Below are 22,720 nucleotides of genomic sequence, written 5' to 3'. Positions count from 1 at the left end.
AAGATGGCCGACAAGGCTGCAACGCTGGACGGGGCCACCACGGCCGAGGGCACCGCGACCGCGGACACCGCAGACACCGCGGACACCGCGCGTACGGCAGAATCCGCGAGCACCGCAGACGCCGCACGCGAGGTGTTCGACGCGCTGGCCGGCACGCGGCCGCGGATCCGGCGGGACGTGCTGTTCACCGAGACCCCGGGCGGGGTGCTCTTCCACAACGCCGACGGCGGCTTCCATCTGACCGGCCGTACCGCGTACCGCTTCGCCTCCCTCGTGGTCCCCCACCTGACCGGACTGCACACCCTCGGCGAGCTGTGCGCCGGCTTCGGCCCGGCCCAGCGGGCCATGGCCACCGAGCTGGTCAAGACGCTGTACGACCGTTCCTTCGCCCGGGACATACCCGAGGCGGACGCCCTCGCACAGGACGTCACCGGTCCCGAAGCGGCCGTGCACCGCACCTTCGCCGCGCAGCTTGCCTACGTCGACCACTACGCGGACGGCGCCGCCGAGCGGTTCGGCCGGTTCAGGAACACCGCGGTGGCGGTGCTCGGCGGTGACGAGGTCGCCCGCTGGTGTGCGCTCAGCCTGGTGCGCAACGGCTGTGCCCGGATCGGTGTCGGCGCCGCCTTCCGCGACGTGGGAGAGGAAGCCGCCGCACTGACGGAGGGCGGCGGTCCGGTCCAGCTCGACCAGGTCGCCGCCGACGCGGACTGGGCGGCGCTCGCCGAGTACGACGTCGTGGTCGTCACCGGGGCCGCGGCCGGTCCCCGCACACACCGGCTGCTTGCCGCCGGTGTCCCCGAGGGCCGCACCCTGATCCCCGCCTGGACCTTCGGTGACCGCGCCGTCACCGGCCCGCTGGCCACCGCCGTCTCCACCGGGTGCTGGTCCTGCGCCGTGCTGCGACTGGGCGGGAACGTCGACGCGGGAGCGGCCGCGGAGCTGTGGAGCGAGGTCGCCGCGGCTGCCGTGGCGACCGAACCGGCGGACGGCGGCCCGCTGTCGGGCCCGGTCGCCGCGATGTCCGGGAACCTGCTCGGCTACGAGGTCTTCCGTCTCACCACCGGCGCCCTGCCCGCCGAGACCGAGGGACAGGTCCTCGTCCAGGACCTGCGGTCGCTCGACGTCGTCGCGGAGCCGGTTCAGGCGCACCCGCGCTGCGGCCGCTGCGCCACCCTGACCGGAGAGGACAGGCCCGGACAGACCGTCCCCGCCTCGCCGGCCCTGCCCGAGACCCCGACCGTGGAGACCGCCCGTGAGGCCGAGGCACTGGTCGAGGACCTGAACCGGATCAGCACCGCGCTGGTGCGCCCGTACACCGGGATCTTCAGCCGTTACGACGACGAGGAGCTCACCCAGACCCCGCTGAAGATCAGCAGGGTGGAGGTGGCACTGGGCCACGGCGTCAGCCGGAAGATCGCCGCCTACGACGTGCACCACCTGGCGGGCGCCCGGATGCGGGCCCTGTACGCGGCGGCCGAGACCTACGTCGAGAAGGTGGTCCCGCTCACCGCCGAGGCCCTCCCGCAGGGGGCGCTCCCACTGCTGGGCCCGGACGCCCTGACCACGGGCGCCGGCTCCACCGCGGCCGTCACCGCCTGGGTCACCGCGACCTCGCTGCTGACCAAGGAACCGGTCGGTGTCCCGGCGGCCGCGGTACGCCCCTTCGGCCCGTACAACCGCGACCGGCTGCACCTGGCGACCACCGCCGGTGCGGGCGCCGGCGCCACGGCCCAGGAGGCGGCCGGGCGCGGCCTGCTCTCGGTGCTCGGGCACGACGCCCTGCTCAGGGCGGTACGGGGAACGACCTCCGTGGCCCCCGTCGCCCCGGACGGGAACGACCCCGAGCTGGTCTTCCTGACCAAGTCGGCGGGCAACCTGGGCATCGAGGCCGAACTGCTGGACCTGGGCGAGGAGGAGCGCTCCTCGGCGTCCGTGGTCCTCGCCCGCGAGACCGGCGACGGCGGTACGGGGCGCTGGGCGGTCGGCGCGGGCCTGACCCGCCGGGCGGCGGCCTGTGCGGCGCTGCGCGATCTGCTGGGCCAGGTGCAGTTGGCGGCGGAGGCCGGGACGGACGACGCCCACAACGCCGTCGACCAGGGGCTGCCGCTCGTCGGTGAGCTGGCCGCCGGAACGATCGCCGTGACCGCGGACGCGGTGGCCGCCGACGGGAACACCACCACGCTCGACGCCGTACTGGACCGGCTGCGCACGGCCGGACGGGACGTGCTGTACGTCGCGACCACCCCCGCCGACCTCCCGGCGGGCGGCATCAGCACGGCGCGGATCCTGCTCACCCGGGACGCGACCACCGAGGTCACCGAAGGCGGCACCGATGCCCGTCGCTGACCTCGCCCCCGCCGCCGCGGACCCCGCCCCCTGGGAGCACTCCGCCCGCGACCTCCAGGACCGCATCCACCGCACCCTGGCCGCCCACCACACCCCCGCCGGCCTGGACGTCGCCCCGCTGGGCGTCCAGGACGCCTTCCGCCCTGACCGCCGGGCGGCCGCCGGGGCCACCACCTCCGTCCCCGTCCGCTTCTACGGCCGGCAAGCGGTCGTCGGCCCCTTCCCCGGCACCGGCGCCGAACAGCCCCCCTGCGCGATCTGCCTGGAACGCCGCTGGCAGGCCGTCCGGTCCGTCGCCCTGCGCGAGGCCCTGGAGCTCGGCTCCGGCACCCGCACCGCCGGGGAGTCGCCGTACGTCACCCCCTTCGCCGCCGACGCCCTCGCCGGGCTGATCGCCGCCCGCCTCACCGGCCCCCAGCCCGACGGCGACGCCTTCCCCGCCGTACACCTGGTGGACCTCCACACCCTCCAGGTCCGCCACTACCCACTGGTCCCCGACCCGGAGTGCCCCGGCTGCGGCAGCACCGAACAGGACACCGCCGAGGGTGCGGTGCTCGATCTGCGGCCCGCGCCCAAGCTCCGCCCCGGCAGCTTCCGGGTCCGCGACATCGGCGACTACGAACTGCCCGTCGAGCCGTACGCCAACCCGGTCTGCGGCTCCCTCGGGGCCTCCGTGGTCCAGGACGTCTCGTCGACGTCCACCTCCGCGACCATCGGCTGCTTCTCGATGCGCTCCGGTGCATACCTGAGGGAGACCTTCTGGGGCGGCCACGCCGACACCTTCGCCCACAGCGTGCGGATCGGCGTACTGGAAGGCCTCGAAAGGTATGCGGGGATGCGGGCCCGGGCCAAGCGGGCCGGGGTGTCCGACTCCCTGGAGGGCCTGCGCGCCAAGGGCCGGGCGGCCCTCGACCCGCGGGTGTGCGGGCTGTACTCGCCGGAGTTCCACCGCGCCAACCCCCGTGTCACCCCCTTCACCGCCGACCGCGAGATCCCCTGGGTGTGGGGCTACTCGCTGCGCGACCGCTCGCCGGTCCTGGTCCCGGAAGTGCTCACGTACTACCACGCACCCGGCCTGGAGAACCGCTTCGTGCAGGAGTCCTCCAACGGCTGCGCATCGGGCGGAAGCCTGGAGGAGGCCGTCTACTTCGGTCTGATGGAGGTCGTCGAACGCGACGCCTTCCTGCTGTCCTGGTACGGAATGCAGGCGCTCCCCGAGATCGACCCGCGCACCAGCGCCCGCCGCGAGACCCGGGAGATGGTCGACCGGCTGGAGATGTACGGCTACGAGGCCCGCTTCTTCGACACCCGGATCAGCTTCCCGGTCCCCGTCGTCACGGGTGTGGCGGTACGTCCCGACGGCGGCCCCGGACGGATGTGCTTCGGCGCGGGCGCCGGCCTGGACCCCGAGGCCGCACTGGCCGGCGCGCTCTGCGAGATCGCCACCGACGCCGTCAACCTCCAGGGGCGCACCGAGCGCGACGAGGAGCGGCTGCGCGCGATGGCGTCCGACTTCCACAAGGTCGAGGCACTGCACGATCACCCGCTGTCCTACGGCATCCCGGAGATGGGGGACCACGCCCACTTCCTGATCGGCGCCCCGGGCACGCCCCGGCCGCCCAAGCGGTCCCTCGCCGAGCTGTACGGGAACGGTTCGGTGCTGCCCGTCTCCGACGACCTCCGTGACGACCTCGACGCCTGTGTCGGCGCGGTGACCGACGCCGGCTTCGACGTGATCGTCGTCGACCAGACCATGCCCGAGCAGCGACGACTGGGGCTCACCACGGTCAGCGTCCTGGTGCCCGGCCTGCTGCCGATCGACTTCGGCTGGACCCGGCAGCGCGCCCTGGGAATGCCCCGGCTGCGCACCGCACTGCGCGAGGCCGGCCTGCGCGAAAGGGACCTGGAACCCGCGGACTTCAACCCGGCGCCCCACCCCTTCCCATGACCCCGACCGCGCCCCCGCCCGTGACCACGACCAAGGAGTTCCCCATGGGGTACGCCCATGACTACGCAGCTGCGATCATGCAGCGCGGCCGGGTCCCGATGGCCCCCGCCGACTACGTGCCCAACTGGGCCGACAGCCCGCGCAAGACCAAGTTCTACCCCGGCGCCGACAGCATGCCGCTGCCGGACACCGACTATCCGGCCGACGCGAGCCTCGACCGGGGACTGGCCGAAGTCCCGGACGGTGGCGGCGAGTTCGACCTGGACGCACTGTCCGGAATGCTGCGCGACTCCTACGGGCTGACCGGCCGCCGCCTCGGCGTCCAGGCCAACACCGACCTGAGCGCACTGCCCTTCTACCCGCTCGCCAACTGGTCCCGCGGCACCGCCTCCGGCGGCGGCCTCTACCCGGTCAGCGTCTACTGGGTGTCCGGGCCGAGCGGCCCCGCGGTGCCCGGCGTGCACTACTACTCGACCCGCCACCACGCCCTGCAACGCCTGCTCACCGGCGATGTCTCGGGCGAGGTCCGCGAGGCACTGGGCGAGGGCGCGCCGGGGCCGGACACCGACCAGTACCTGGTCCTCGGCATCAAGTACTGGCAGAACGCCTTCAAGTACAACAGCTTCTCCTTCCACGCGGTGAGCATGGACGTCGGCACGATCCTGCAGACCTGGCGGATGTGGGCGGCGGCCCGCGGTCTGTCCGTGGAGCCCGCGATGTGGTTCGACGAGGAGCGCCTGGCCCGGCTGCTCGGAGTGCCCGTCGAGGACGAGGGCGTCTTCGCCGTGGTCCCGCTGCGCTGGGCGGGCGCCACCGCCCGCCCGGCACCCGCCGGGGAAGCGCCGGTCGCCGTACGCCGCAAGGACGTCGAGCGGTCCCGTACGGTGCTGACCTTCGAAGCGGTACGCAAGATGCAGGCCGCGACCGCACGGGGAGCCACCGAACGCCCGGACCCCGCCGCGCTGGCCCCGGCAGGCGCGCTGCCCGCCCGCCCCGACCGGACCGAGACCGTGCTGCCCGACGCGGCACCGATGGACATCGACGTCCGCGGCGCGCTGCGCGGCCGGCGCAGCAGCTTCGGCCGCTTCGAGTCCCAAAAGCCGGTCACCAAGGCGCAGTTGGCGGCCTGTCTGGCCGCCGCGTCGGCCGGTTCGATGCTCGGCGGTGACACCGGCGGGGTGCGGCTCGCGAAGCTCTACGCCTTCGTCAACCACGTCGAGGGGCTGGCCCCCGGCAGCTACGAGTACGACCCCGGGGCGCGCAGCCTGCGCCTGGTGAAGGAGGAACGGCCGGGCGCCTTCCTCCAGAAGAACTACTTCCTGTCCAACTACAACCTGGAACAGGCCGGCGCCGTCCTGGTGCCCACCGTCCGCACCACCGCCGTCCTGGACGCCGTCGGCGACCGCGGCTACCGCCTGGTCAACGCCACCGTGGGGGCCCTCTCCCAGGCGGTGTACACCGCGGCGGGTGCGGTGCGGCTCGGCTGCGGGGTCGCGCTGGGCTTCGACAACATCTCCTTCATCGAGGAACTCGGCCTGGACGAGACGGGCGAGGCCCCGCTGCTGATCATGCTGATCGGCAATGAGCGGCCCGCCCCGGCCGACTTCCGGTACGAGATCGCCTGAGCCGATGACCACCGAAACGGGGACAACAACGATGCCGTTCATGCTCAGGGTGGCCGGGCTGCCCATCGACAGCGTGCGCGAACTGCGGTGTCCGGACAGCCGGCGCTGGGCCGACGAGGTCCTCACCGAGGCCGAAGGACTGCGCGCCCTGGGCGAGCGGGTCGGCGACCTGCTGCACGGCCTGGTCGGCGACAACGAGGACGAAGCGGTGCGGCGCGCACTGCTCAAGCTGCGCCGGGAGGTGTTCAACGACCGCCCGCCGCGCGACGCTCCGGCCGCCGTCGCCCTGACCACCGGACTCGACCCGGCGGCCGGGCGCGCCCTCGCCGAGTGGCTGGCGGGCCATCGCGACCTGGCGGACCGCAAGGAGGAGGGCGCCGGCCTGCTCGCCGCCGAGACCGGCCGCAGCCGTCGCGCACTGTGCGAGCTGGCCGGTCAGGACCGGCTGCGCAAGGGGCTGCTGCTCGCCTCGCCCGCGCTGGACGCGCAGCTCGCGGCGTACCTGAGCAGGACCGAAGCCGCCCCGGAGGCCAGGCCGGACAAGAAGCAGCGCAAGATCGAGCGCTCGCTGATGTCCTATCTCTACCGGACGGTCTGCAAGACCAGCCCGTTCTCCACCTTCACCGGGGTCGCCCTCGGCGAGTTCGACGACGGTTCGCTGCACACCCGCGTCGACGAGGAGTGGACCAGCCACCCCCGGCTCAATGTGGTCGCCCTCGGGCGGCTCGCCGAGACGGTGATCGCCGACCCGGTCCGCCGTGCCGACCTGCCGGTGGCACCGGCCTCGGGATGGGGGCGCGACGACGACCGGGTGCGCTATGTACGGCGCTGGGTCACCGCGGGCGACGACGACACCGCCGTCACCTTCGACGCGGTGAAGGACCGGCTGTTCTTCCTGCGACGCAGCGGCACCCTGGAACGGCTGCTCGCCCTCTTCGAGGAGCGCGGAAGCCTGCGGTACGGGGAACTGGCCGGCTGGCTGGCAGCCGACCAGGACGCCGGGGCCGAAGACGTCGAGCGCTACCTCCAAGCCCTGCTCGACCTGGGCATGGTGCAGGTCCCGTGCCTGCGCACCGAGGTGCACGACACCGACCCGCTGCGCGCCTTCCAGACCTCACTGCTCGCCGTGGACCGGCCGTGGGCCGACACTCTGGCCGCCCGCCTGGAAGGGCCGCTCTCCTGCATCGACCGGTTCGCGGACGCACCCCCCGCCGAGCGCGTCGCCCTGCTCGCCGAACTGCGCGACGGACTGCGCGACATCCAGCAGGAGCTGGGCGCCGAACGCGGCCGGGTCCCGCAGACGGTGCTGTACGAGGACGCCGCCGCCGGCCGCTCCACCACCCTCGGCGCCAAGGCCTGGGCCGACCTCGCCGAGGAGCCGCTGCGCGCGGTCGAGAGCATCCTGCCCGCCTTCGACCTGACGCTGCCGCAGCGGATCATCTTCAAGGGGTTCTTCCTGGCCCGCCACGGCCGCGGCGGCCGCTGCGACGACCTGCTCAAACTGGTCCACGACTTCCACGAGGACTTCTTCGACCAGTACATGTCGTTCACCGCGGCGCACACCTCCTTCGGCCCCGACGGCCAGTACGTGCCCGAGGTGAACTGGCTGGGACTGCCCGAGCTCAAGGCCCTGGACACCGCCAGGCTCGCCTTCGTCGAGCGGATGCGGGCCCTGTGGGACCGGGCGCAGTCCGGTGACGGCGCCGACGAGATCACCGTCGACGACTCCTTCGTCGCCGATGTCGCGGGCGAACTGGCGGACATCGCACCCCACTTCGCGCCGATGAGCCACCACCTCCAGCTCGCCGACCGCGCCGTGGACCCCCTCGTCGTCCTCAACCGCTCCTACGGCGGGCTGTCCTTCCCGTTCAGCCGCTTCACCCACTGCTTCGACGGGCTCGCCGGGCAACTGCTCGACCGGGCCGCCGGCACGGGGCCGGGCGACGCGGTGTTCGCCGAGGTCACCGGCGGCCCGGTGACCAGCAACCTCAATCTGCACGGAAGGCTCACCGAGTACGAGATCGTCTGCCCGGGGGAGAGCGGCACCCTCGACGCGGAGCACCGCATCGGCCTGGACGACCTCGCCCTCGTACACGACGAGGCCACCGACCGGCTGATGCTGCGCTCGACCCGGCTCGGTCGCGAGGTCATCCCGGTCTACCTCGGCTACCTGGTGCCGCTGGCACTGCCCGAACTGCCCCGCACCCTGCTGCTGCTCTCCCCGACCTCGATGGCACCGCTCAACGTCTGGGGCGGCATCCCGGAGAGCGCGCCGGTGGACGGCATGACCCGGCGCCCCCGGGTGCGTCACGGCAGCCTCGTACTGAGCCGTCGCAGCTGGAGCGTGGCCGCCACCGAACTGCCGCTCCAGACACCGGCCGGCGGCTCGGACGCGGACTGGTTCCTGGGCTGGCACCGCTTCCGGCGCACCCACCGGCTGCCCGACCGGGTCTTCGCGACCGTCTCGGACAGCGGGGCACGCGGTGCGACCGGCGCCAAGCCGCAGTACCTGGACTTCGACAGCCCGCTGTCGCTGGCCGCCTTCGAAGCGCTGATCAAGAGCCCGCAGGCACGCGTCGTCCTCAGGGAGATGCTGCCCGACGAGGACGGACTGCACGTCACCTCCGACCGGGGGCGGCACGTGGCGGAACTGGCCGTGGAAACCGCGCCCGCACCCACCACCGCAACACCTCCCACCGGAAAGGGAATCGCCTGATGACCGCCACCACCACGGCCACCGCCCCTGCCACCACCACGGCCACCGCCCCTGACACCACCTCCGACACCACCTCCGACACCACCAAGGCCACCACCACGGGCACCTGGCAGGCCACCCACATCTTCTACGCCGCCAACCCCCGCCCCTTCCTCCTCCAGTGCGTCCGCCCGCTGGTCGCCCGACTGGCCGCGGAAGGCCTCCTGTCGAACTACTTCTTCATCAACTACTGGCTGGAGGGCCCGCACGTCCGCCTCCGCCTCCAGCCCGCCTCGCCCGGCGCCGGGATCGAGGTACGCCGCCGCAGCGAAGAGGCCATCGACGCCTTCCTCGCCGAGCGCCCCGCCCTGTACGAGGTCGACTCCGGCTTCCTCAACGACTTCTACAACACCCTCTTCGAGATCGAGTTCCCCGGCGGCGAACGCGCCCCCTACCTCGACGACCAGGGCCGGATGAACCTGCGCCGCAACAACTCGCGCAGCGAGGAGCCCTACGAGCCCGAGTACGGCAAGTACGGCGGTCCGGCCGGCATCGAGCTGGCCGAGTGGCACTTCCGGCACTCCAGCGATCTGGTCATCGATGCCCTGGCCACCAAGAACCTCCACCTGCGCACGGTCCTGCTGGGCACCTCGGCCCAGCTGATGATGGTGATGTCCGGCGTCTTCCTCCCCGGCGACGCCGAACTCGCCGGATACCTCGACAACTACTACGAGTTCTGGCACCAGGCCTTCCCCGGCACCGGCTTCATCGGCACCGAGGAGTACGACCGCAACTTCGCCGAACTGGCCCCCGGCCTGGCCTCCCGGTTCGCCTCGATCCGCGCCGCCGTGGCCGCGGGCGAGCCGGGCCGGCTGCCCGCCTTCCTCGCCGGCTGGGCCGAGCACTGCGTCGAACTGCGCGCCCGCGCCCACAAGCTGGCGGTCGACGGCGACCTGGTGTTCCGCTCCTGGGACGGCGAGCGTGACGAGCAGGTCACCGACCCGGCCGTCGCGCTGCCGCTGCTGCTCTCCCCGTACATGCACATGACCAACAACCGGCTGCATGTGACCATCCGCGACGAGGCGTACCTCTCCCACGTACTGGGCCGCTGCCTGCGGGAGTTCGGATGACGGCGGCCGCCGCGCTGACGGCGTACCGCCCGGAACTCAAGGCCGGGGTGCTGGTCAGCGACCCGCTGCTGCACGGCACCGGGACCGTGCATCTGATCAAGGACACCGGCAGCGGCCAGTCCTGCAAGGTCGGCGTCAAGGAGCACTTCCTGATCTCCCGGATGGACGGACGCCGCAGCCTGGCCGAGATCGGGGACGACTACGCCGGCCGGTACGGACGCAGGCTCGCCGACGCCAACTGGCAGCCGCTGCTCGCCATGCTGGGCACCCGGGGGCTGCTGGTGGGTTCCCCGGACGCGGACCGTGCGCCGGTGCCCGCCGAGCCCGGGCGCACCCTGCTGCGCGGCAGCATCCGGCTGTTCGCCGACGCGGACACGGCCACCGGCCGGCTGCACCGTGCGGTGGGCTTCCTGCTGGCCCCCGGGTGGATGGTGCCGCTGCTTGCGGCGGTCGTCGCCATGGAGGTGATGCTCGCCCTGCATGCCGGTGAACTAGCCCTCGCCACCTGGGAGTTGTTCCAGCATCCGGTGCTGCTGATGGCGGTCGGCTGTCTGCTCTGGTTCAGCACCGCCCTGCACGAGCTCGCCCACGGGGTGGTCGCCGCCCACTACGGGGGCCGGGTCGCCGAGATCGGGCTGCGCTGGCGGCTGCCGGTGGTGATCATGTACTGCACGGTCGACAACTTCCTCTACCTGCGCACCCGTTGGCACCGCATCGCCACCGCCCTAGCGGGCGCCGTGATGAACCTCCTCTTCCTGTTGCCGTTCTGCGCCCTGTGGCTGTGGGCGCCGCTGGACCCGGCCACCCACGACGCCCTGGCCGGACTGCTCTTCCTCGGCAGCGTGCACGCGCTGACCATGCTGGTCCCGCTGCCCCCGCTCGACGGCTACAAGATCGCCGGCCAGCTGGCCGGCGCGACCGAACTGGCCGCCTCCAGCCACGCCTATCTGCGCCTCGCCGTGCGCCGCGACCCGGCGGTAGCCGCCTACCCGCGCCGCGCCCGCACCGCCTACACCGCTTACGGACTGGGCTCACTGCTCGTCCTGGGCATCCTCGCCGCGGCCGTCGCCGCGGTGATCCACCACCTGCTGACGTCGGCGTGAGCCACGTGACCAAGGAGAACCCCATGCGCCCCACCGCACCGGCCACGCCGGAAGGCCCCGCCCTCGTCCTCGACTCCGTGCACAAGCGCTACGGCCACATCCAGGCCGTGGACGGCATCTCGCTGACCGTGCCGCGCGGCGAGTTCTTCGGTCTGCTCGGCCCCAACGGCGCGGGCAAGACCACCCTCGTCGAGATCATGGAGGGGCAGCGCCGCGCGGACTCCGGCACCGTCTCGGTTCTCGGCCGGAGCCCCTGGCCGCGCAATGTGGAGCTGCTGCCGCGCATCGGGCTGCAGACCCAGGCCTCGGCCTTCTTCGTACGTCTCACCGCCCGCGAGCACCTCCACACGGTCGCCGCCCTCTACAACGCCGACCGGGAAGCGGGTGAACGCGCCCTCGCCTCCGTCGGCCTCACCGAGCAGGGCGCCGTCCGCGTCGAGGACCTCTCCGGCGGCCAGCGCCAGCGCCTCGCCATCGCCGCCGCCCTGGTCCACGACCCGGAGCTGATCTTCCTGGACGAGCCGACCGCCGCCCTCGACCCGCAGGCCCGCCGTTCGCTGTGGCAGGTACTGCGCGACCTCAAGGGCGCCGGCCGCACCATCGTCTACACCACCCACCACCTCGACGAGGCCGAGGCGCTCTGCGACCGGGTCGCCATCGTGATGAACGGGCGGATCCGTGCCCTGGACACCCCGGCCCGGCTGGTCGCGGAAGGCAGCCCCACCACCCAACTGCTGGTGCCCGCCGGACGGTTGACCCTGGCGGCCGCCCAGGCCATCCCCGGCGTGCTCGCCGCCACCCAGGAGGCCGACATCCTCGTGCTGGACACCCTCGACCCGGGTCCGGTACTGGCCGCGGTGGACGCCGTCACCGGACTCCAGGGCGTCCGCACCAGGACCGCCAGCCTCGAAGACGTCTACCTCGAACTCACCGCGGGCGCCGCGTCCCCGGTCTAGCCCCGCCCGGGGACGGGCGCCTGCCCGCGCCCGCACCCCTGCCCCTCCGGTGAACCGGACCCACAACGAATTCGGAGAAACACCTCCCCATGAGTGCATACGCAGCGTTGAGCGGGGCCGGCTACAAGGCCTACACCCGCGACAAGACCACCCTCTTCTTCACCTTCGCCTTCCCGCTGCTCTTCCTGGTCGTCTTCGGGCTGATCTTCTCCGGTCAGTCCGTGGAGCAGAGCGGGAAGCCGTACATCAACTACATCGCCCCCGGCGTGCTCTCCTGGGGCATCGCCAACGCCGCCGTCTTCGGCGTCGGGTTCGTCCTGATGCAGTGGCGCCGCGACGACGTGCTGCGGCTCATCCGGATGACCCCGGCCCGGCTGTCGTCCGTCCTGGCCTCCCGCTATGTGCTCGCCATCGGCATCGGGCTCGTCCAGGCGCTGCTGTTCGTCGCGGTGGCCGTACTGCCGTGGTTCGGGCTGAGCCTCTCCGGCAGCTGGCCGCTGGCGGTGCCGGTACTGGTCCTGGGCATCACCGCCTTCCTGGCCGTCGGCGTCATCGTCGGCTCGTTCGCCAGGACCCCGGAGGCGGTGGCAGCCGTCGCCAACTGCCTGATGATCCCCATGGCGTTCCTGTCCGGATCCTTCTTCCCGCTGGACGCGATGCCGGGCTGGATGCAGTCGCTGGCCCAGGCGCTGCCGCTGTACTACCTCAACGACGGGGTCTCCGCCGCCCTCACCGGGAGCGGCACCGGCGCCGACATCGCCCTCGGCTGCGGTGTGCTCGCCGCCGTCGCGGTCGTCATCGGCGCCATCGCCCTGAAGACCTTCCGCTGGAGCGACAAGTCATGACGACGACCACCGGGGCCACCCCGTCCGCCGCGCAGCGGAGCGCGGCGGGCGCGCCCGCCAGGACCGGCGAGCCGCTGGAGGCCGCCCGCGCCCTGCTCCAGTACGAACTCACCGCACGGCACCGGGAGCCGGGCCCCCTCGCGGACCTCCCCGAACCCCTCGTCGTGCCCCTCGGCGGAGCCGACACCCTCGGCTTCGGCCACCTCGACCCCTACGCCGCGATCCGCCCCGCGGCCAATGTGCAGCTCACCTCGCGGGCGGTCCTGATCGGCCCCTGGGGCGGCGACCACACGGCCGCCGGCGCCTGCGGCCAGTGCCTGGCCATGCGCTGGCAGCGACTGCGCAGCCGCTCGGAGCGCGAAGCGCTGGAACTCGGATACGAGCCGCACGGCGCGTCCGCCTGGCCGGTGTTCACGGCCTACGCGGTGGACGCCGTCTGGGCGGCGTACCGGGCGATGATCCCCGGCGGCCGCCCCGCACCCGACACGGCCACCGCGGCCGACCGCGACCTGCCCCAGGTCACCCGGGTCGACCTCGGCACCCTGGCCACCGCCACCTTCCCGCTTCTGCCCGAACCCCTCTGCCCGTCCTGCGTGCGGGAACGTCCCGACACCGAGGAGAGCGCCCGGATGGTGCTCGGGTCCGCCCCCAAGGCGGACCCGGACGGCTACCGGCTGCGCTCCCTCGGCTCGTACCCCCTGCCGAGGACCGCGCTCGCCAACCCGGTCTGCGGCGCGCTCGGCTCCGACACCTGGATCAACCCCGCCTCCACCACCACCGCGCCGGTGGCCGGCACCCACTTCGTCCGCGGGTACGCCGGCCTCAACGACGTCACCTGGAGCGGGCAGGCCAACAGCTACGGCACCAGCCGCACCCTGGCCTTCCTGGAGGGGCTCGAACGGTACGCGGGCACCCACCGCAGACGAGGTACCTCGCCCGTCACCGCCTCGTACCACCAACTGCTCGCCGACGGACAGCACGCGCTGAACCCCGCCGACTGCGGTTTCTACGCCCCCGAGACGTACCGGAACGACCCGCTGGTCAGCCCCTTCGACCCCGACCGGGAGATCCCCTGGGTCTGGGGCCACTCGCTCCGCGACGAACGCCCCGTCCTGGTCCCGGCCCGTCTCGCGCACTACAGCGCGGGCGTCGACGCCGACAACTTCGTCTTCGAGTGCTCCAACGGCTGCGCCACCGGCGGCAGTCTGGAGGAGGCGGTCTTCTACGGGCTGCTGGAACTGGTCGAGCGGGACGCCTTCCTGCTCGCCTGGTACGGCCGCGCCCGCCTCGCCGAGATCGACCTCACCACCTGCCGGGCCCCCGCCGTCCGCTCCATGCTCGACCGGGCCGCCCTGCACGGCTACGACGTGCACGCCTTCGACACCAGGATGGACCTGGCCGTCCCCGTCGTCACCGCCCTGGCGGTCCGGCGCGACGGCGGCTACGGCACGCTCTCCTTCAGCGCCGCCGCCGGCTTCGACCCGGAGGGCACCGTCGAGGCGGCCCTCTCCGAGGTCCTCACCTACATCCCGCACCTGCCCTACCAGGTCGCCGACCGGCGCACCGAACTGGAGTCGATGGCGCAGGACTTCACCAAGGTGCTGCACCTCAAGGACCACGCCCAGCTCTACGGGCTGCCCTCCATGGTGGAGCACGCCCGCGAGTACCTGGAGCCGGTGGCGGTCCGCTCGCTGACGGACACCTTCCGGGACTGGGAGGATTTGCGGCCGCGCACCGGTGACCTGATGGACGATCTGGCGTTGCTGCGCGACCAGTTGGCGGGGGCGGGACACGATGTGATCACTGTCGACCAGACGACCCCCGAGCAACACCGGATGGGGCTGCACACGGTCAGCACCACCGTCCCCGGACTGCTGCCGCTCGACTTCGGCTGGACCCGGCAGCGGGCACTGCTGATGCCCCGGCTGCGGACGGCCCTGCGGGCCTCCGGGCGGCGTACCGACGATCTGCGGGAGGACGAGATCAAGGTCGTTCCGCACCCCTTCCCGTGACCGCACGGCCCCGTACGCGGCTGTTGCCCGGAGCACCTCGTGCTCCGGGCAACAGCCGCGTACGCAGGAGTCCCGGGCGTGTGTGGCCTGGGTGCGCGTGTCCTGGTCCCGGGCATGCGCGTCCGTTGCTTCTTCCGCTGTTTTCTCCGTGCCGTGGCCGGCACGCCCGGCAGCCCCCTCCTGTGGCGGGATGTCCCGCCCAGGAAGGGGCTGCCGATCGGGCTGCGGCCGGATCAGGCGCTGCAGGAGGTGGTGCTGGTGGTGCTGGAGCAGGTGGAGGTCGAGGAGGAGGACGTCGAACCGGCGAGGACGACCTCGACCGCGTCCGAGTAGTCCGAGATCTCAAAGGTCTCCGACTCCAGCTCCAGGATGTCGTTGGCGAGGCCGGCGAGCTCGGTCTTGGGGGCCATGGTGTTCTCCTTCGGTCACCGGGGCCCGCCGGTTTCTCCGGCGGTGCTCCCTTGCGATGTCTCCATTCCAGCGGCAGTCGCTGTCAGATCGGCCCCCACGGCACTGTCAGTCCGCTGTCACCCGGCGACAGCGGCCCGACATCGCCCCGGGCGCCCCGTGTCACACGCTCGCGAGCGGAACCGTCGAAGAGCACAGAACCGAGAGGAGAGGTGGTGAAGCAGATGACCCGTACGACCCCGGACGTCCCAAGAGACCTTCTCCAGCCCGCACTTGAGCTCTACCTCGACCTGCACACCCACCCCGAGCTGTCCGGCCACGAGCACCGCACCGCCGACCGCTTCGCCGCCTGGCTCACTCGCCACGGCTGCACCGTCACCCGGGGCGTCGGCGGCGGCCAGGGAGTGGTGGGCGTGCTGCGCAACGGAGCGGGTCCCACCGTCATGCTCCGGGCCGAACTGGACGCACTCCCCGTTCAGGAGCACACCGGACTGCCGTACGCCAGCACCGTGCCCGGCGTGATGCACGCCTGCGGCCACGATCTGCACCTGGCCGCGGCCGCCGGAGCGCTCGCCCTGCTGGCCCGCACCCGCGCCACCTGGCAGGGCACCCTCGTCGTCGTCGGCCAGCCGGCCGAGGAGACCCTGGAGGGCGCCAGGGCGATGGTCGGGGACGGACTGTACGAGCGTTTCGGCACCCCGGCCCTGGTACTCGCCCAGCACGCCGCCCCGCTGCCCGCGGGCACCGTCGCGCACCCGGGCCCCGGCCCGCTGATGTCCGCCAGCACCGCGCTGGACGTGGTCATCCACGGGCGCGGCGGCCACGGCGGCACCCCACAGCTGACCGTCGACCCGGTGCTCGCCGCCGCCAGCGCGGTGGTGCGGCTCCAGTCGATCGTCTCCCGCGAGACCGCCCCCGCCGAACAGGTGGTCCTCACCGTCGGCGCCCTGCGGGCCGGTGACCGCGGCAATGTGATCCCCGGCCGGGCCGAACTCTGCCTCTCCGTAAGGGCCTTCACGGATACGGCGCTGGACCGGGTGAGCGCGGCGGTGGAGCGGATCGTACGGGGCGAGTGCGCGGCCTCCGGCTGCCCGCGGGAACCCGAGTTCACCGTCACCTCGCGCTCGCCCGTCCTGACCCCCGACGCGGCTGCCACGGCCGCCCTGCGGCGCGCGCACCAGGAGGTGTTGGGCATCCACCGGGTAGGCATCGCGCCCCCGCTGACCGCCACCGAGGACTTCCCCTGGTTCGGCACCGGGGGAGTCCCCCTCGCCTACTGGCTGCTCGGCGTGACCGGCGCCGCCCAGTGGCGGACCGCGCGGAACACCGGCGCCCCGGTGCCGGCCAACCACGCACCCGATTTCGCCCCCGACGTGCGCACGGCCCTGCCGACCGGCATCACGGCGATGGCCGCCGCCGCCCGCAGCGCCCTCGCCACACCGGCGGCCCCGAGTGATGCGGAGACCACGGCATGACCACCCCCGACGGCACTTCCCGCCGCGAGAACAGCCCCCGCCACGACGAAACCACCCGCTACGTCGAGGTCGCCGCGGTCCGCCGCGACGGCACCGCCCCGGCCGGCCCGACCACGGCGATCCGCCTGATGGGGCTGCTGCCGACCCACTGGACGTGCACCGCCGAGGTCGGCGCCGACCGGGTCCGGCTGCGGATCGCGCAGGGCGCGACGGCCGACCGTGCCGAGATACGCCGCACGGTGTCCACCGTCTTCGTGGACACCGCCCTGCGCGGCTGGGCCCAGGAGGCATGACGGGCCCGCGACGGCACGGACGAAGCGGCCCGTGGCGGTACGTGTGCGGGCGGTCCAACCCGCCCTAGATCCAGCCCCGTTCACGCGCCAGCAGTGCCGCCTGTGCCCGGCTGCTCGCACCCAGGGTCTGGAGGAGTTCGGCGACGTAACGCCGGTAGGTCCGCACGGACACCTCCAGTTCGCGCGCCCCCGACTCGTCCTTGCCGACGGTGCACATCGAGACCAGCACCAGCCGCTCCCGCTCGGAGAGACCGGAACCCGGGGCGCCGCTCACTCCGCTCATGGCCTGGGAGAGGTCCTCGGCCGCGTCCCAGATCTTCTCGAAGAGGGCGATGATGTTGGTGACGAGGCCGCTCTTGTGGGCCAACAGGGCGCCGCGCGCGGTGTTCTGCGGATCCAGCGGCACCAACGCGGTGCTGCGGTCGTACACCAGCATCCGCTCGGTGGTCTCGCCGGTGACCCGGATCTCCGCCCCGTGCGTGGTCAGCTCCCGCAGGTAGGCGGCGGTTGCGGCGTCCTCCAGGGCGCCCCGGACCACGACGTTGCGGATGCGTACGCCGCGCCGCAGGCAGCGCAGGTCCAGCGGACGGGACCGGGCGATGTTCTCGGGTGACAGCCGCGGATAGGTCTCCACCGCCAGGATCTCGTCCCGGGCGAAGAAGGCCAGGTCGTCGATCCGGTTGCGGATGTCCGCCAGCCCCTCCAACTGCTCGATGCCCGCGGACGTCCGGGGCTGCGCGACCTGCTCCGCCCGCAGCCCGTCCACCACGTGCCGCGACCGGGTGACACGTTGCAGTTCCTGGTGCAGTTCGAGCAGCCGGATGTCGGTGAGCCGGGCCAGCGCCATCTCGGGATCGGCCGGCAGGACCGAGCCGTCCGCCTGCGCCGGATGCAGCAGTTCGAGTTCCCTGAGCCGGTCGAGACACCGCTGGGCCTCGTCGGCGCCGGTGTGCAGGAGCAGGTGCACATCCTCGGCGGGAGTGCCCGGGTTCCGTAGAAAATGCCGGTAGAACTCTTCTTCCAGAGCGGAAACTCCGAATACGGACATCTCGTTGTCAGCCAAGTCTGCCCTGTCCCCTCCGGGTGGTGCCCGGTGGCGGTGCCAGGTCCCGCGCCACCGAGAGGGTCACGGCGGAACTGGACGATCGCGCGTTCCCCTGATTTCTACAACAGCGTAGATGTGCGTGTCCAGAAAAGAATGTGCCCGGCCGCCGACCTTCGACGGCCGTTCACCCACCGTCCAGGGCGGCCTCACTCCTCCACCGGCCCGGGGCTGCCCAGACCGCCCCGGGCCGGGGGCGGCCTCACCCCCCGGACGCCACGACGGTGAACACCGCCCCCTCCGGGTCCGACACCACCGCATGTCTGCCGTTCGCGCCCTCGCGCGGCGGCTGCAGCACATGGCCGCCGAGTTCGGTGACCAGTCGCGCGGATGCGTCGGTGTCCCGGACCTCGAAGTACGTCATCCAGTGCGCACCCCGGTTACGGGGGAGCGCATGGCCCACCCCGTGCAGCGAGGCCACCGGCTTCCGGTCGAGCAGCAGTGTGGTGAAGTCGAAGTCGGCGGAGACCACGGCTTCCGCGTCGTACCCGAAGACCGCCTGGTAGAACTTCACGATGCCGGAGGTCTCGCGGGTCACCAGCTCGTTCCAGACGGGGGTGCCGGGCGCCCCCGCAGTGGCGGCGCCCAGGTGCGCGGCCGCCTCCCAGAGGCCGAAGACCGCGCCCGAGGGGTCGGAGGCGATCGCCAACCGGCCCGCCGCGCCCGCCTCCAGCGGCCCCACGGCGACGGTGCCGCCGTGACTGATGACGGCCTGTGCGGTGGCTCCGGCGTCGTCGGTGGCCAGGTAGGGCGTCCAGGCGGTGGGCAGGTGCCGGTCGGGCGGCAGCTGGCCGATACCGGCCACCTCCCGGCCGTCCAGCAGGGCCCTTACGTACGGGCCGAGTTGCTCGGGTCCCGGCCGGAACTCCCAGCCGAACAGCGCTTGGTAGAAATCCTGGGTGGTGGACAGCTGATGCACCATCAGGCTCACCCAGCAGGGGGTGCCGGGCACATGCCGGGCGGCAGCCTCGGTCATTGTCGATTCTCCTCGGACCATTCGTGGTGGCCGTACAGGATGACGGGGCGTGCACGCCGTTGTGCGGTACGGATTCGTGCCCCGTGCAGATGCTTGCACCACCCGGCGCGCGGCGCGCCCCGGCCGCGCCGCGCGTCCCGTTTCGAGCTCGTTACGAGTGCGTCCGGCGGCGGTGCCGGTGAGGCGGGCGGCGAGGGTGGGCCACGCACTGCGCGAGGATGGCACGCATGAACTCCCCCATCATCTCCGCAGCGGAACTGGCGAGCGAGTCGACCGGCCCCAGGCCCCCCGTACTGCTCGACGTCCGCTGGCAGCTCGGCGGGCCGAACCTCCGCCCCGAGTACGAGGCCGGGCACCTGCCCGGCGCGGTCTTCGTCGATCTGGACAAGGAACTCGCAGGTCCGCCGGGTGCGGGCGGCCGGCATCCGCTGCCGGACCCCGAGGTCTTCGGCGCCGTGATGCGCCGGGCCGGCGTCTCGGCGGGGACGCCGGTGGTGGTGTACGACGGCGGGATCGGCTGGGCGGCGGCCCGCGCCTGGTGGCTGCTGCGCCGGGCCGGGCACGGGGACGTACGGGTCCTGGACGGCGGACTCGCGGCCTGGGAGGGGGAGCTGTCGACAGAGGTGCCGAGCCCGGCCGAGGGCGATTTTCGGCCAGTTGCGTCAGGGGCGGACGGCGTACGGCTGCTGGACGCGGACGGCGCGGCGGAGCTGGCCCGCAAGGGGCTGCTGCTGGACGCCAGGGCCGCCGAGCGCTACCGGGGCGACGTCGAGCCCATCGACCGGGTCGGCGGCCACATCCCCGGTGCCGTATCCGCTCCGACCAGCGAGAACACGGCCGCGGACGGCCGCTTCAGGACGGCCGGCGAGCTGTCCGCGCGCTTCGGTGCGCTGGGGGCGGCGGACACCGGCGAGGTCGGCGTGTACTGCGGCTCCGGGGTCTCCGGGGCACACCAGGTGCTGGCCCTGGAGATCGCGGGCATCCCCGCCGCGCTGTACGCGGGCTCGTGGTCCGAGTGGTCCTCCGACGAGTCCCGCCCGGTGGCCACGGGTCCGGACCCGCAGTAGCCGCAGCGACAACGAGGGGCCCGTACGCCTGGCGTACGGGCCCCTCACCACGACGACGTATCGCCGTCCACTCCTGCTGACCTGACCTGACCTGCCCTGGCTGGGAGAGAGGTCCCGCTGCTAGTCCTGCTTCTTCCTGCGCGTGCCGAAGACGATCTCGTCCCAGCTGGGCACGGCGGCCCGGCGGCCAGGACGCACCCCGTCCGCCTCGGCCTGGCGGTCGGTGGTGCCGACCAGACGGTCCCGGTGCCCGGCCACCGCACGCGGCATCAGTACGTCCGCGTACGCCGAACCCGCACCGGCCGCCGCGGGGGGCTCCTCCACCGCTGCGGCGGGCTCCTCCACGTCGAGCGCGGGCGGCGGCTCCGGCGGGGCGGGCGGAGCGGGACGCTCCGGTACCACCATGTCGCCGCGGAAGCTAGGCACCGCCTCCAGCAGGCTGGTCAGCGAGTCGCGCTCACTGGTGCTGTCGTCCGCCTCCATGGCCGGGGGCGGAGCGGGCCGCTCCAGTTGCCGGTCCATCATCGGTCGTTCCAGCTGCCGGTCCAGGGCGCGGTCCAACGGCCGCTCCAGGGAACGGTCGAGGGCCCGGTCCAGCGGCCGGTCGGACCGCTCGCGCGGCAGCCGTGCGATCCGGGGCACGAACGGGAAGCTGGGCTCCGGTGCCGCGGGGGTGTCGTCGCTCTCGCCGATCAGCGAGCGCGCCTCGTCGTCCACGGCCGCGACCAGCCGGCGTGGCGGGTCGTAGGTCCAGCTGGCCGAGTGCGGTTCGCCCGCGACCCGGTAGACCAGCAGGACCTCCCAGGTGCCGTCGTCGCGGCGCCAGGAGTCCCACAGGACGGTTTCCTTGTCGGCGCCGCGCATGAGCAGTCGCTCCTGCACCGCCTCGCCGAGCTGGGGTCCGGCGTTCTCGCCGGGGCGGCGGACCGGAGTCTTCCGGGCACGCTCGGCCATGAAGGCGCGCTCGGCGAGCACGGGGCCCTCGAAGCGGCGCACCCGGTCGACCGGAATCCCGGCCATCTGGGCGACCTCTTCGGCAGAGGCTCCTGCTCGTATCCGCGCCTGGATGTCGCGCGGACGGAGGTGGCTTTCCACCTCGATCTCGATCTGGCCGAGACGGGCGCGGTCATTGCGCACGGCGGCACGCAGCCGCTCGTCGATCGGAAGCGTGTACTCCGTGCTGTCCGCAGCCTTCAAAACCAGCCGTGTGCCGTCGTTGCTGACGGCCACGACACGCAGTTCGGGCATGGGGACCTCCCGGGTGGTGCCTGCCGACGTCACGTGCGTCGCTGCTTCCGCTAGTCGAGTGTGGCCTGCCCGGGTGCAGCCTGCCACTACCTTGCCGTGTTGCCCGGCGTGTCGGGCGTTGCGCCCTGGTTCGCCGTTATGACACGGTGACCTGTTGTCTACGCAAAGTAATCTCTGGTCACCCTGTGTCACAGACATCCGCTCGATGCCTGCGATGCCACCGGTGCGAGTGCCTGTCGGCTCCCTCCGAAGGCTCCGGACACCCATGGGGGAGACCGGATCCAGGGCTCGCCACAGTACTCCATTCGGGCCACATGGGTGGACCGGCGCGCCACCGAAGTTCTCCCCGACTGCGGGAGTTGTCGCCTTCCCGCAGGGTCAACCTCATGAACCCCCTCCTGCCCCGCCGGAGGGCGCGCGACGCCGCCGGGTGTCCTGATTCACAGAAAGATCAGAAGCGGAACTTTTCAGTCCTCCCAAATGTCTCCTATGTAGCAAGCTGGAACAGATGGGCAAGCAGGGGCTGGAGATGGACAAGAGGTTGGATACCGGCGAGGAGCCGACGAAACGCCGCATCGATCTGAGCGTCGCCCAGGTCGCGGGCAGCGCCGTCGCCGCAGTTGTCGCGGCCGTGCTGGCGTCCAAGCTCGGGGTGTACGGAACGGTCATCGGCGCCGGCGTCGTCAGCGTGGTCGCCACCAGCGGCGGAACGATTTTCCAGCACTTCTTCCGGCGCACCGGCGAGCAGATCCGTGAGGTCACGGTGCATGCCAGGCCGAGGGGAGGCCAGCCGTACGTCGACAATGCGACGCGGGTGCTCCGGTCGGTCGAGGTGCCGACGGACCTGGGGGCCGAGCAGCTGCCGGAGGGTCAGGTTCCGGGGGACGGTGAATTCACCGAGGGCACCGTGCACGGCACCCGGGTGCGTGGCTGGAAGCGGTCGGCGCTCGCGGCCGCGGTGGTGTTCGCGGTGGCGATGGGCGGCATCACGACGTACGAACTGGTCGCGCAGAAGGACCTCGGCGGCGGCACCGGCACCAGCATCGGCAACTTCGTGCGCGGCGGCGAGAAGAAGGACCCGCCCGCGGAGCAGCCGCCCGCCACCGACAGCCCCGACCGCGACACCCCGGACCCCGGTCGGGAGACTGGCCCGGACACCGGCAAGCAGAGCCCCGACCCCGGAACCGGCTCGGGTTCCGACTCCGGCGGCAAGGAGACGCCCGACCCCGGCGCCACCGCCACCCCCGACCCGGGCAAGTCCGACGGCACGACGAGCGGCGGCGGGAGTGCCAAGCCCACACCGCCGCCCACCGGGACGCCCGAGGAGGGCGCCGACCACGGTGGTACGGGTGCCACGCCCGGGACCGGCGGCTCGGCGGGCCTCCAGGCCCCGGCGCCGGGCGCCACCACCGCGCCGTAGGGGCCCCGCCCCCACCCCTGCTGCCGTGCGGGAAGGGCCCCGCGGTCCCCGCGCCTGCGGGAAAGTGC

Annotated in this window: 17 protein-coding genes; 13 read left to right on the top strand and 4 right to left on the bottom strand. The window is 72.8% G+C overall.

The features are described 5' to 3' along the window. The first annotated feature begins 3 nt into the window (after positions 1-3). The 9 genes from ACIA73_RS24620 (at position 4) to ACIA73_RS24580 (ending at position 14,663) form a co-directional block, all read left to right on the top strand. Positions 4-2,349 carry a TOMM precursor leader peptide-binding protein gene (locus ACIA73_RS24620; protein WP_399440829.1) on the top strand — a complete coding sequence of 782 codons (2,346 nt, stop codon included), beginning with the start codon at positions 4-6 and terminating at the stop codon, positions 2,347-2,349. Then, a complete protein-coding gene (locus tag ACIA73_RS24615) occupies positions 2,336-4,297 on the top strand; it encodes a TOMM precursor leader peptide-binding protein (protein WP_399440828.1) in 1,962 nt (653 codons plus the stop codon). The genes ACIA73_RS24620 and ACIA73_RS24615 overlap by 14 nt, the downstream gene beginning before the upstream one ends. Before the next feature lie 44 nt (positions 4,298-4,341). Next, the gene (locus ACIA73_RS24610) at positions 4,342-5,922 is read left to right on the top strand and encodes a nitroreductase family protein (RefSeq protein ID WP_399440827.1); all 1,581 of its coding nucleotides are present in this window, start codon (positions 4,342-4,344) and stop codon (positions 5,920-5,922) included. A 4-nt stretch (positions 5,923-5,926) separates the two neighbouring features. Beyond that, complete coding sequence (locus ACIA73_RS24605) at positions 5,927-8,638, top strand: lantibiotic dehydratase (RefSeq protein ID WP_399440826.1); 2,712 nt, start codon at positions 5,927-5,929, stop codon at positions 8,636-8,638. Further along, positions 8,638-9,747 (top strand): lantibiotic dehydratase C-terminal domain-containing protein, encoded by a 1,110-nt coding sequence (locus tag ACIA73_RS24600; RefSeq protein WP_399440825.1) that lies wholly within the window; start codon positions 8,638-8,640, stop codon positions 9,745-9,747. The genes ACIA73_RS24605 and ACIA73_RS24600 overlap by 1 nt, the downstream gene beginning before the upstream one ends. Then, on the top strand, positions 9,744-10,850 hold the full coding sequence (locus tag ACIA73_RS24595) for a peptidase M50 (protein WP_399440824.1): 1,107 nt from the start codon (positions 9,744-9,746) through the stop codon (positions 10,848-10,850). Before ACIA73_RS24600 ends, ACIA73_RS24595 begins: the two co-directional genes overlap by 4 nt. A gap of 23 nt (positions 10,851-10,873) precedes the next feature. Continuing rightward, a complete protein-coding gene (locus ACIA73_RS24590; RefSeq protein ID WP_399440823.1) occupies positions 10,874-11,806 on the top strand; it encodes an ABC transporter ATP-binding protein in 933 nt (310 codons plus the stop codon). Positions 11,807-11,895: 89 nt separating this feature from the next. After that, positions 11,896-12,651, top strand: coding sequence for an ABC transporter permease (locus ACIA73_RS24585; RefSeq protein ID WP_399440822.1), 756 nt, complete (start codon positions 11,896-11,898; stop codon positions 12,649-12,651). Beyond that, complete coding sequence (locus tag ACIA73_RS24580) at positions 12,648-14,663, top strand: TOMM precursor leader peptide-binding protein (RefSeq protein ID WP_399440821.1); 2,016 nt, start codon at positions 12,648-12,650, stop codon at positions 14,661-14,663. The genes ACIA73_RS24585 and ACIA73_RS24580 overlap by 4 nt, the downstream gene beginning before the upstream one ends. Positions 14,664-14,896: 233 nt before the next feature. On the opposite strand, the gene ACIA73_RS24575 is transcribed toward ACIA73_RS24580, so the two are convergent. Further along, entirely contained in the window at positions 14,897-15,073 is a 177-nt protein-coding gene (locus tag ACIA73_RS24575) for a thiazolylpeptide-type bacteriocin (protein ID WP_399440820.1), read from the bottom strand. A gap of 222 nt (positions 15,074-15,295) precedes the next feature. Between ACIA73_RS24575 and ACIA73_RS24570 the strand changes: the two genes are divergently transcribed. Both ACIA73_RS24570 and ACIA73_RS24565 read left to right on the top strand, forming a co-directional pair. Beyond that, positions 15,296-16,546 carry an amidohydrolase gene (locus ACIA73_RS24570; RefSeq protein ID WP_399440855.1) on the top strand — a complete coding sequence of 417 codons (1,251 nt, stop codon included), beginning with the start codon at positions 15,296-15,298 and terminating at the stop codon, positions 16,544-16,546. Next, complete coding sequence (locus ACIA73_RS24565) at positions 16,543-16,839, top strand: hypothetical protein (RefSeq protein WP_399440819.1); 297 nt, start codon at positions 16,543-16,545, stop codon at positions 16,837-16,839. Before ACIA73_RS24570 ends, ACIA73_RS24565 begins: the two co-directional genes overlap by 4 nt. 64 nt (positions 16,840-16,903) lie before the next feature. Here ACIA73_RS24565 and ACIA73_RS24560 read toward each other — a convergent pair whose 3' ends face one another. After that, a complete protein-coding gene (locus tag ACIA73_RS24560; RefSeq protein ID WP_399440818.1) occupies positions 16,904-17,902 on the bottom strand; it encodes a helix-turn-helix transcriptional regulator in 999 nt (332 codons plus the stop codon). A 241-nt stretch (positions 17,903-18,143) separates the two neighbouring features. Beyond that, the gene (locus tag ACIA73_RS24555) at positions 18,144-18,917 is read right to left on the bottom strand and encodes a VOC family protein (RefSeq protein ID WP_399440817.1); all 774 of its coding nucleotides are present in this window, start codon (positions 18,915-18,917) and stop codon (positions 18,144-18,146) included. A 218-nt stretch (positions 18,918-19,135) separates the two neighbouring features. On the opposite strand from ACIA73_RS24555, the gene ACIA73_RS24550 reads away from it, so the two are divergent. Then, positions 19,136-19,984, top strand: coding sequence for a sulfurtransferase (locus ACIA73_RS24550; RefSeq protein ID WP_399440816.1), 849 nt, complete (start codon positions 19,136-19,138; stop codon positions 19,982-19,984). Positions 19,985-20,104: 120 nt separating this feature from the next. Here ACIA73_RS24550 and sepH read toward each other — a convergent pair whose 3' ends face one another. Next, positions 20,105-21,232, bottom strand: a complete 1,128-nt coding sequence (sepH, locus tag ACIA73_RS24545; protein ID WP_399440815.1) for a septation protein SepH — start codon at positions 21,230-21,232, stop codon at positions 20,105-20,107. 508 nt (positions 21,233-21,740) lie between these two features. Here sepH and ACIA73_RS24540 point away from each other — a divergent pair. Then, positions 21,741-22,652 carry a hypothetical protein gene (locus ACIA73_RS24540; protein WP_399440814.1) on the top strand — a complete coding sequence of 304 codons (912 nt, stop codon included), beginning with the start codon at positions 21,741-21,743 and terminating at the stop codon, positions 22,650-22,652. Positions 22,653-22,720 lie beyond the last annotated feature (68 nt).

The organism is Streptomyces sp. NPDC051561 (assembly GCF_044454195.1).
Lineage (GTDB): Bacteria > Actinomycetota > Actinomycetes > Streptomycetales > Streptomycetaceae > Streptomyces.
Note: the sequence above shows the minus strand (reverse complement) of the source record. Positions and strands in the feature narration are given on the sequence as shown.

What these genes read in the sequence shown, in the direction of transcription:
- ACIA73_RS24565 (WP_399440819.1), top strand. Translation starts at nt 16,543, where the DNA reads ATGACCACCCCCGACGGCACTTCCCGCCGCGAGAACAGCCCCCGCCAC.
- ACIA73_RS24585 (WP_399440822.1), top strand. Translation starts at nt 11,896, where the DNA reads ATGAGTGCATACGCAGCGTTGAGCGGGGCCGGCTACAAGGCCTACACC.
- ACIA73_RS24575 (WP_399440820.1), bottom strand. Translation starts at nt 15,073, where the DNA reads ATGGCCCCCAAGACCGAGCTCGCCGGCCTCGCCAACGACATCCTGGAG.
- ACIA73_RS24615 (WP_399440828.1), top strand. Translation starts at nt 2,336, where the DNA reads ATGCCCGTCGCTGACCTCGCCCCCGCCGCCGCGGACCCCGCCCCCTGG.
- ACIA73_RS24570 (WP_399440855.1), top strand. Translation starts at nt 15,296, where the DNA reads ATGACCCGTACGACCCCGGACGTCCCAAGAGACCTTCTCCAGCCCGCA.
- sepH (WP_399440815.1), bottom strand. Translation starts at nt 21,232, where the DNA reads ATGCCCGAACTGCGTGTCGTGGCCGTCAGCAACGACGGCACACGGCTG.
- ACIA73_RS24595 (WP_399440824.1), top strand. Translation starts at nt 9,744, where the DNA reads ATGACGGCGGCCGCCGCGCTGACGGCGTACCGCCCGGAACTCAAGGCC.
- ACIA73_RS24605 (WP_399440826.1), top strand. Translation starts at nt 5,927, where the DNA reads ATGACCACCGAAACGGGGACAACAACGATGCCGTTCATGCTCAGGGTG.
- ACIA73_RS24600 (WP_399440825.1), top strand. Translation starts at nt 8,638, where the DNA reads ATGACCGCCACCACCACGGCCACCGCCCCTGCCACCACCACGGCCACC.
- ACIA73_RS24590 (WP_399440823.1), top strand. Translation starts at nt 10,874, where the DNA reads ATGCGCCCCACCGCACCGGCCACGCCGGAAGGCCCCGCCCTCGTCCTC.
- ACIA73_RS24610 (WP_399440827.1), top strand. Translation starts at nt 4,342, where the DNA reads ATGGGGTACGCCCATGACTACGCAGCTGCGATCATGCAGCGCGGCCGG.
- ACIA73_RS24555 (WP_399440817.1), bottom strand. Translation starts at nt 18,917, where the DNA reads ATGACCGAGGCTGCCGCCCGGCATGTGCCCGGCACCCCCTGCTGGGTG.
- ACIA73_RS24620 (WP_399440829.1), top strand. Translation starts at nt 4, where the DNA reads ATGGCCGACAAGGCTGCAACGCTGGACGGGGCCACCACGGCCGAGGGC.
- ACIA73_RS24550 (WP_399440816.1), top strand. Translation starts at nt 19,136, where the DNA reads ATGGCACGCATGAACTCCCCCATCATCTCCGCAGCGGAACTGGCGAGC.
- ACIA73_RS24580 (WP_399440821.1), top strand. Translation starts at nt 12,648, where the DNA reads ATGACGACGACCACCGGGGCCACCCCGTCCGCCGCGCAGCGGAGCGCG.
- ACIA73_RS24540 (WP_399440814.1), top strand. Translation starts at nt 21,741, where the DNA reads ATGGGCAAGCAGGGGCTGGAGATGGACAAGAGGTTGGATACCGGCGAG.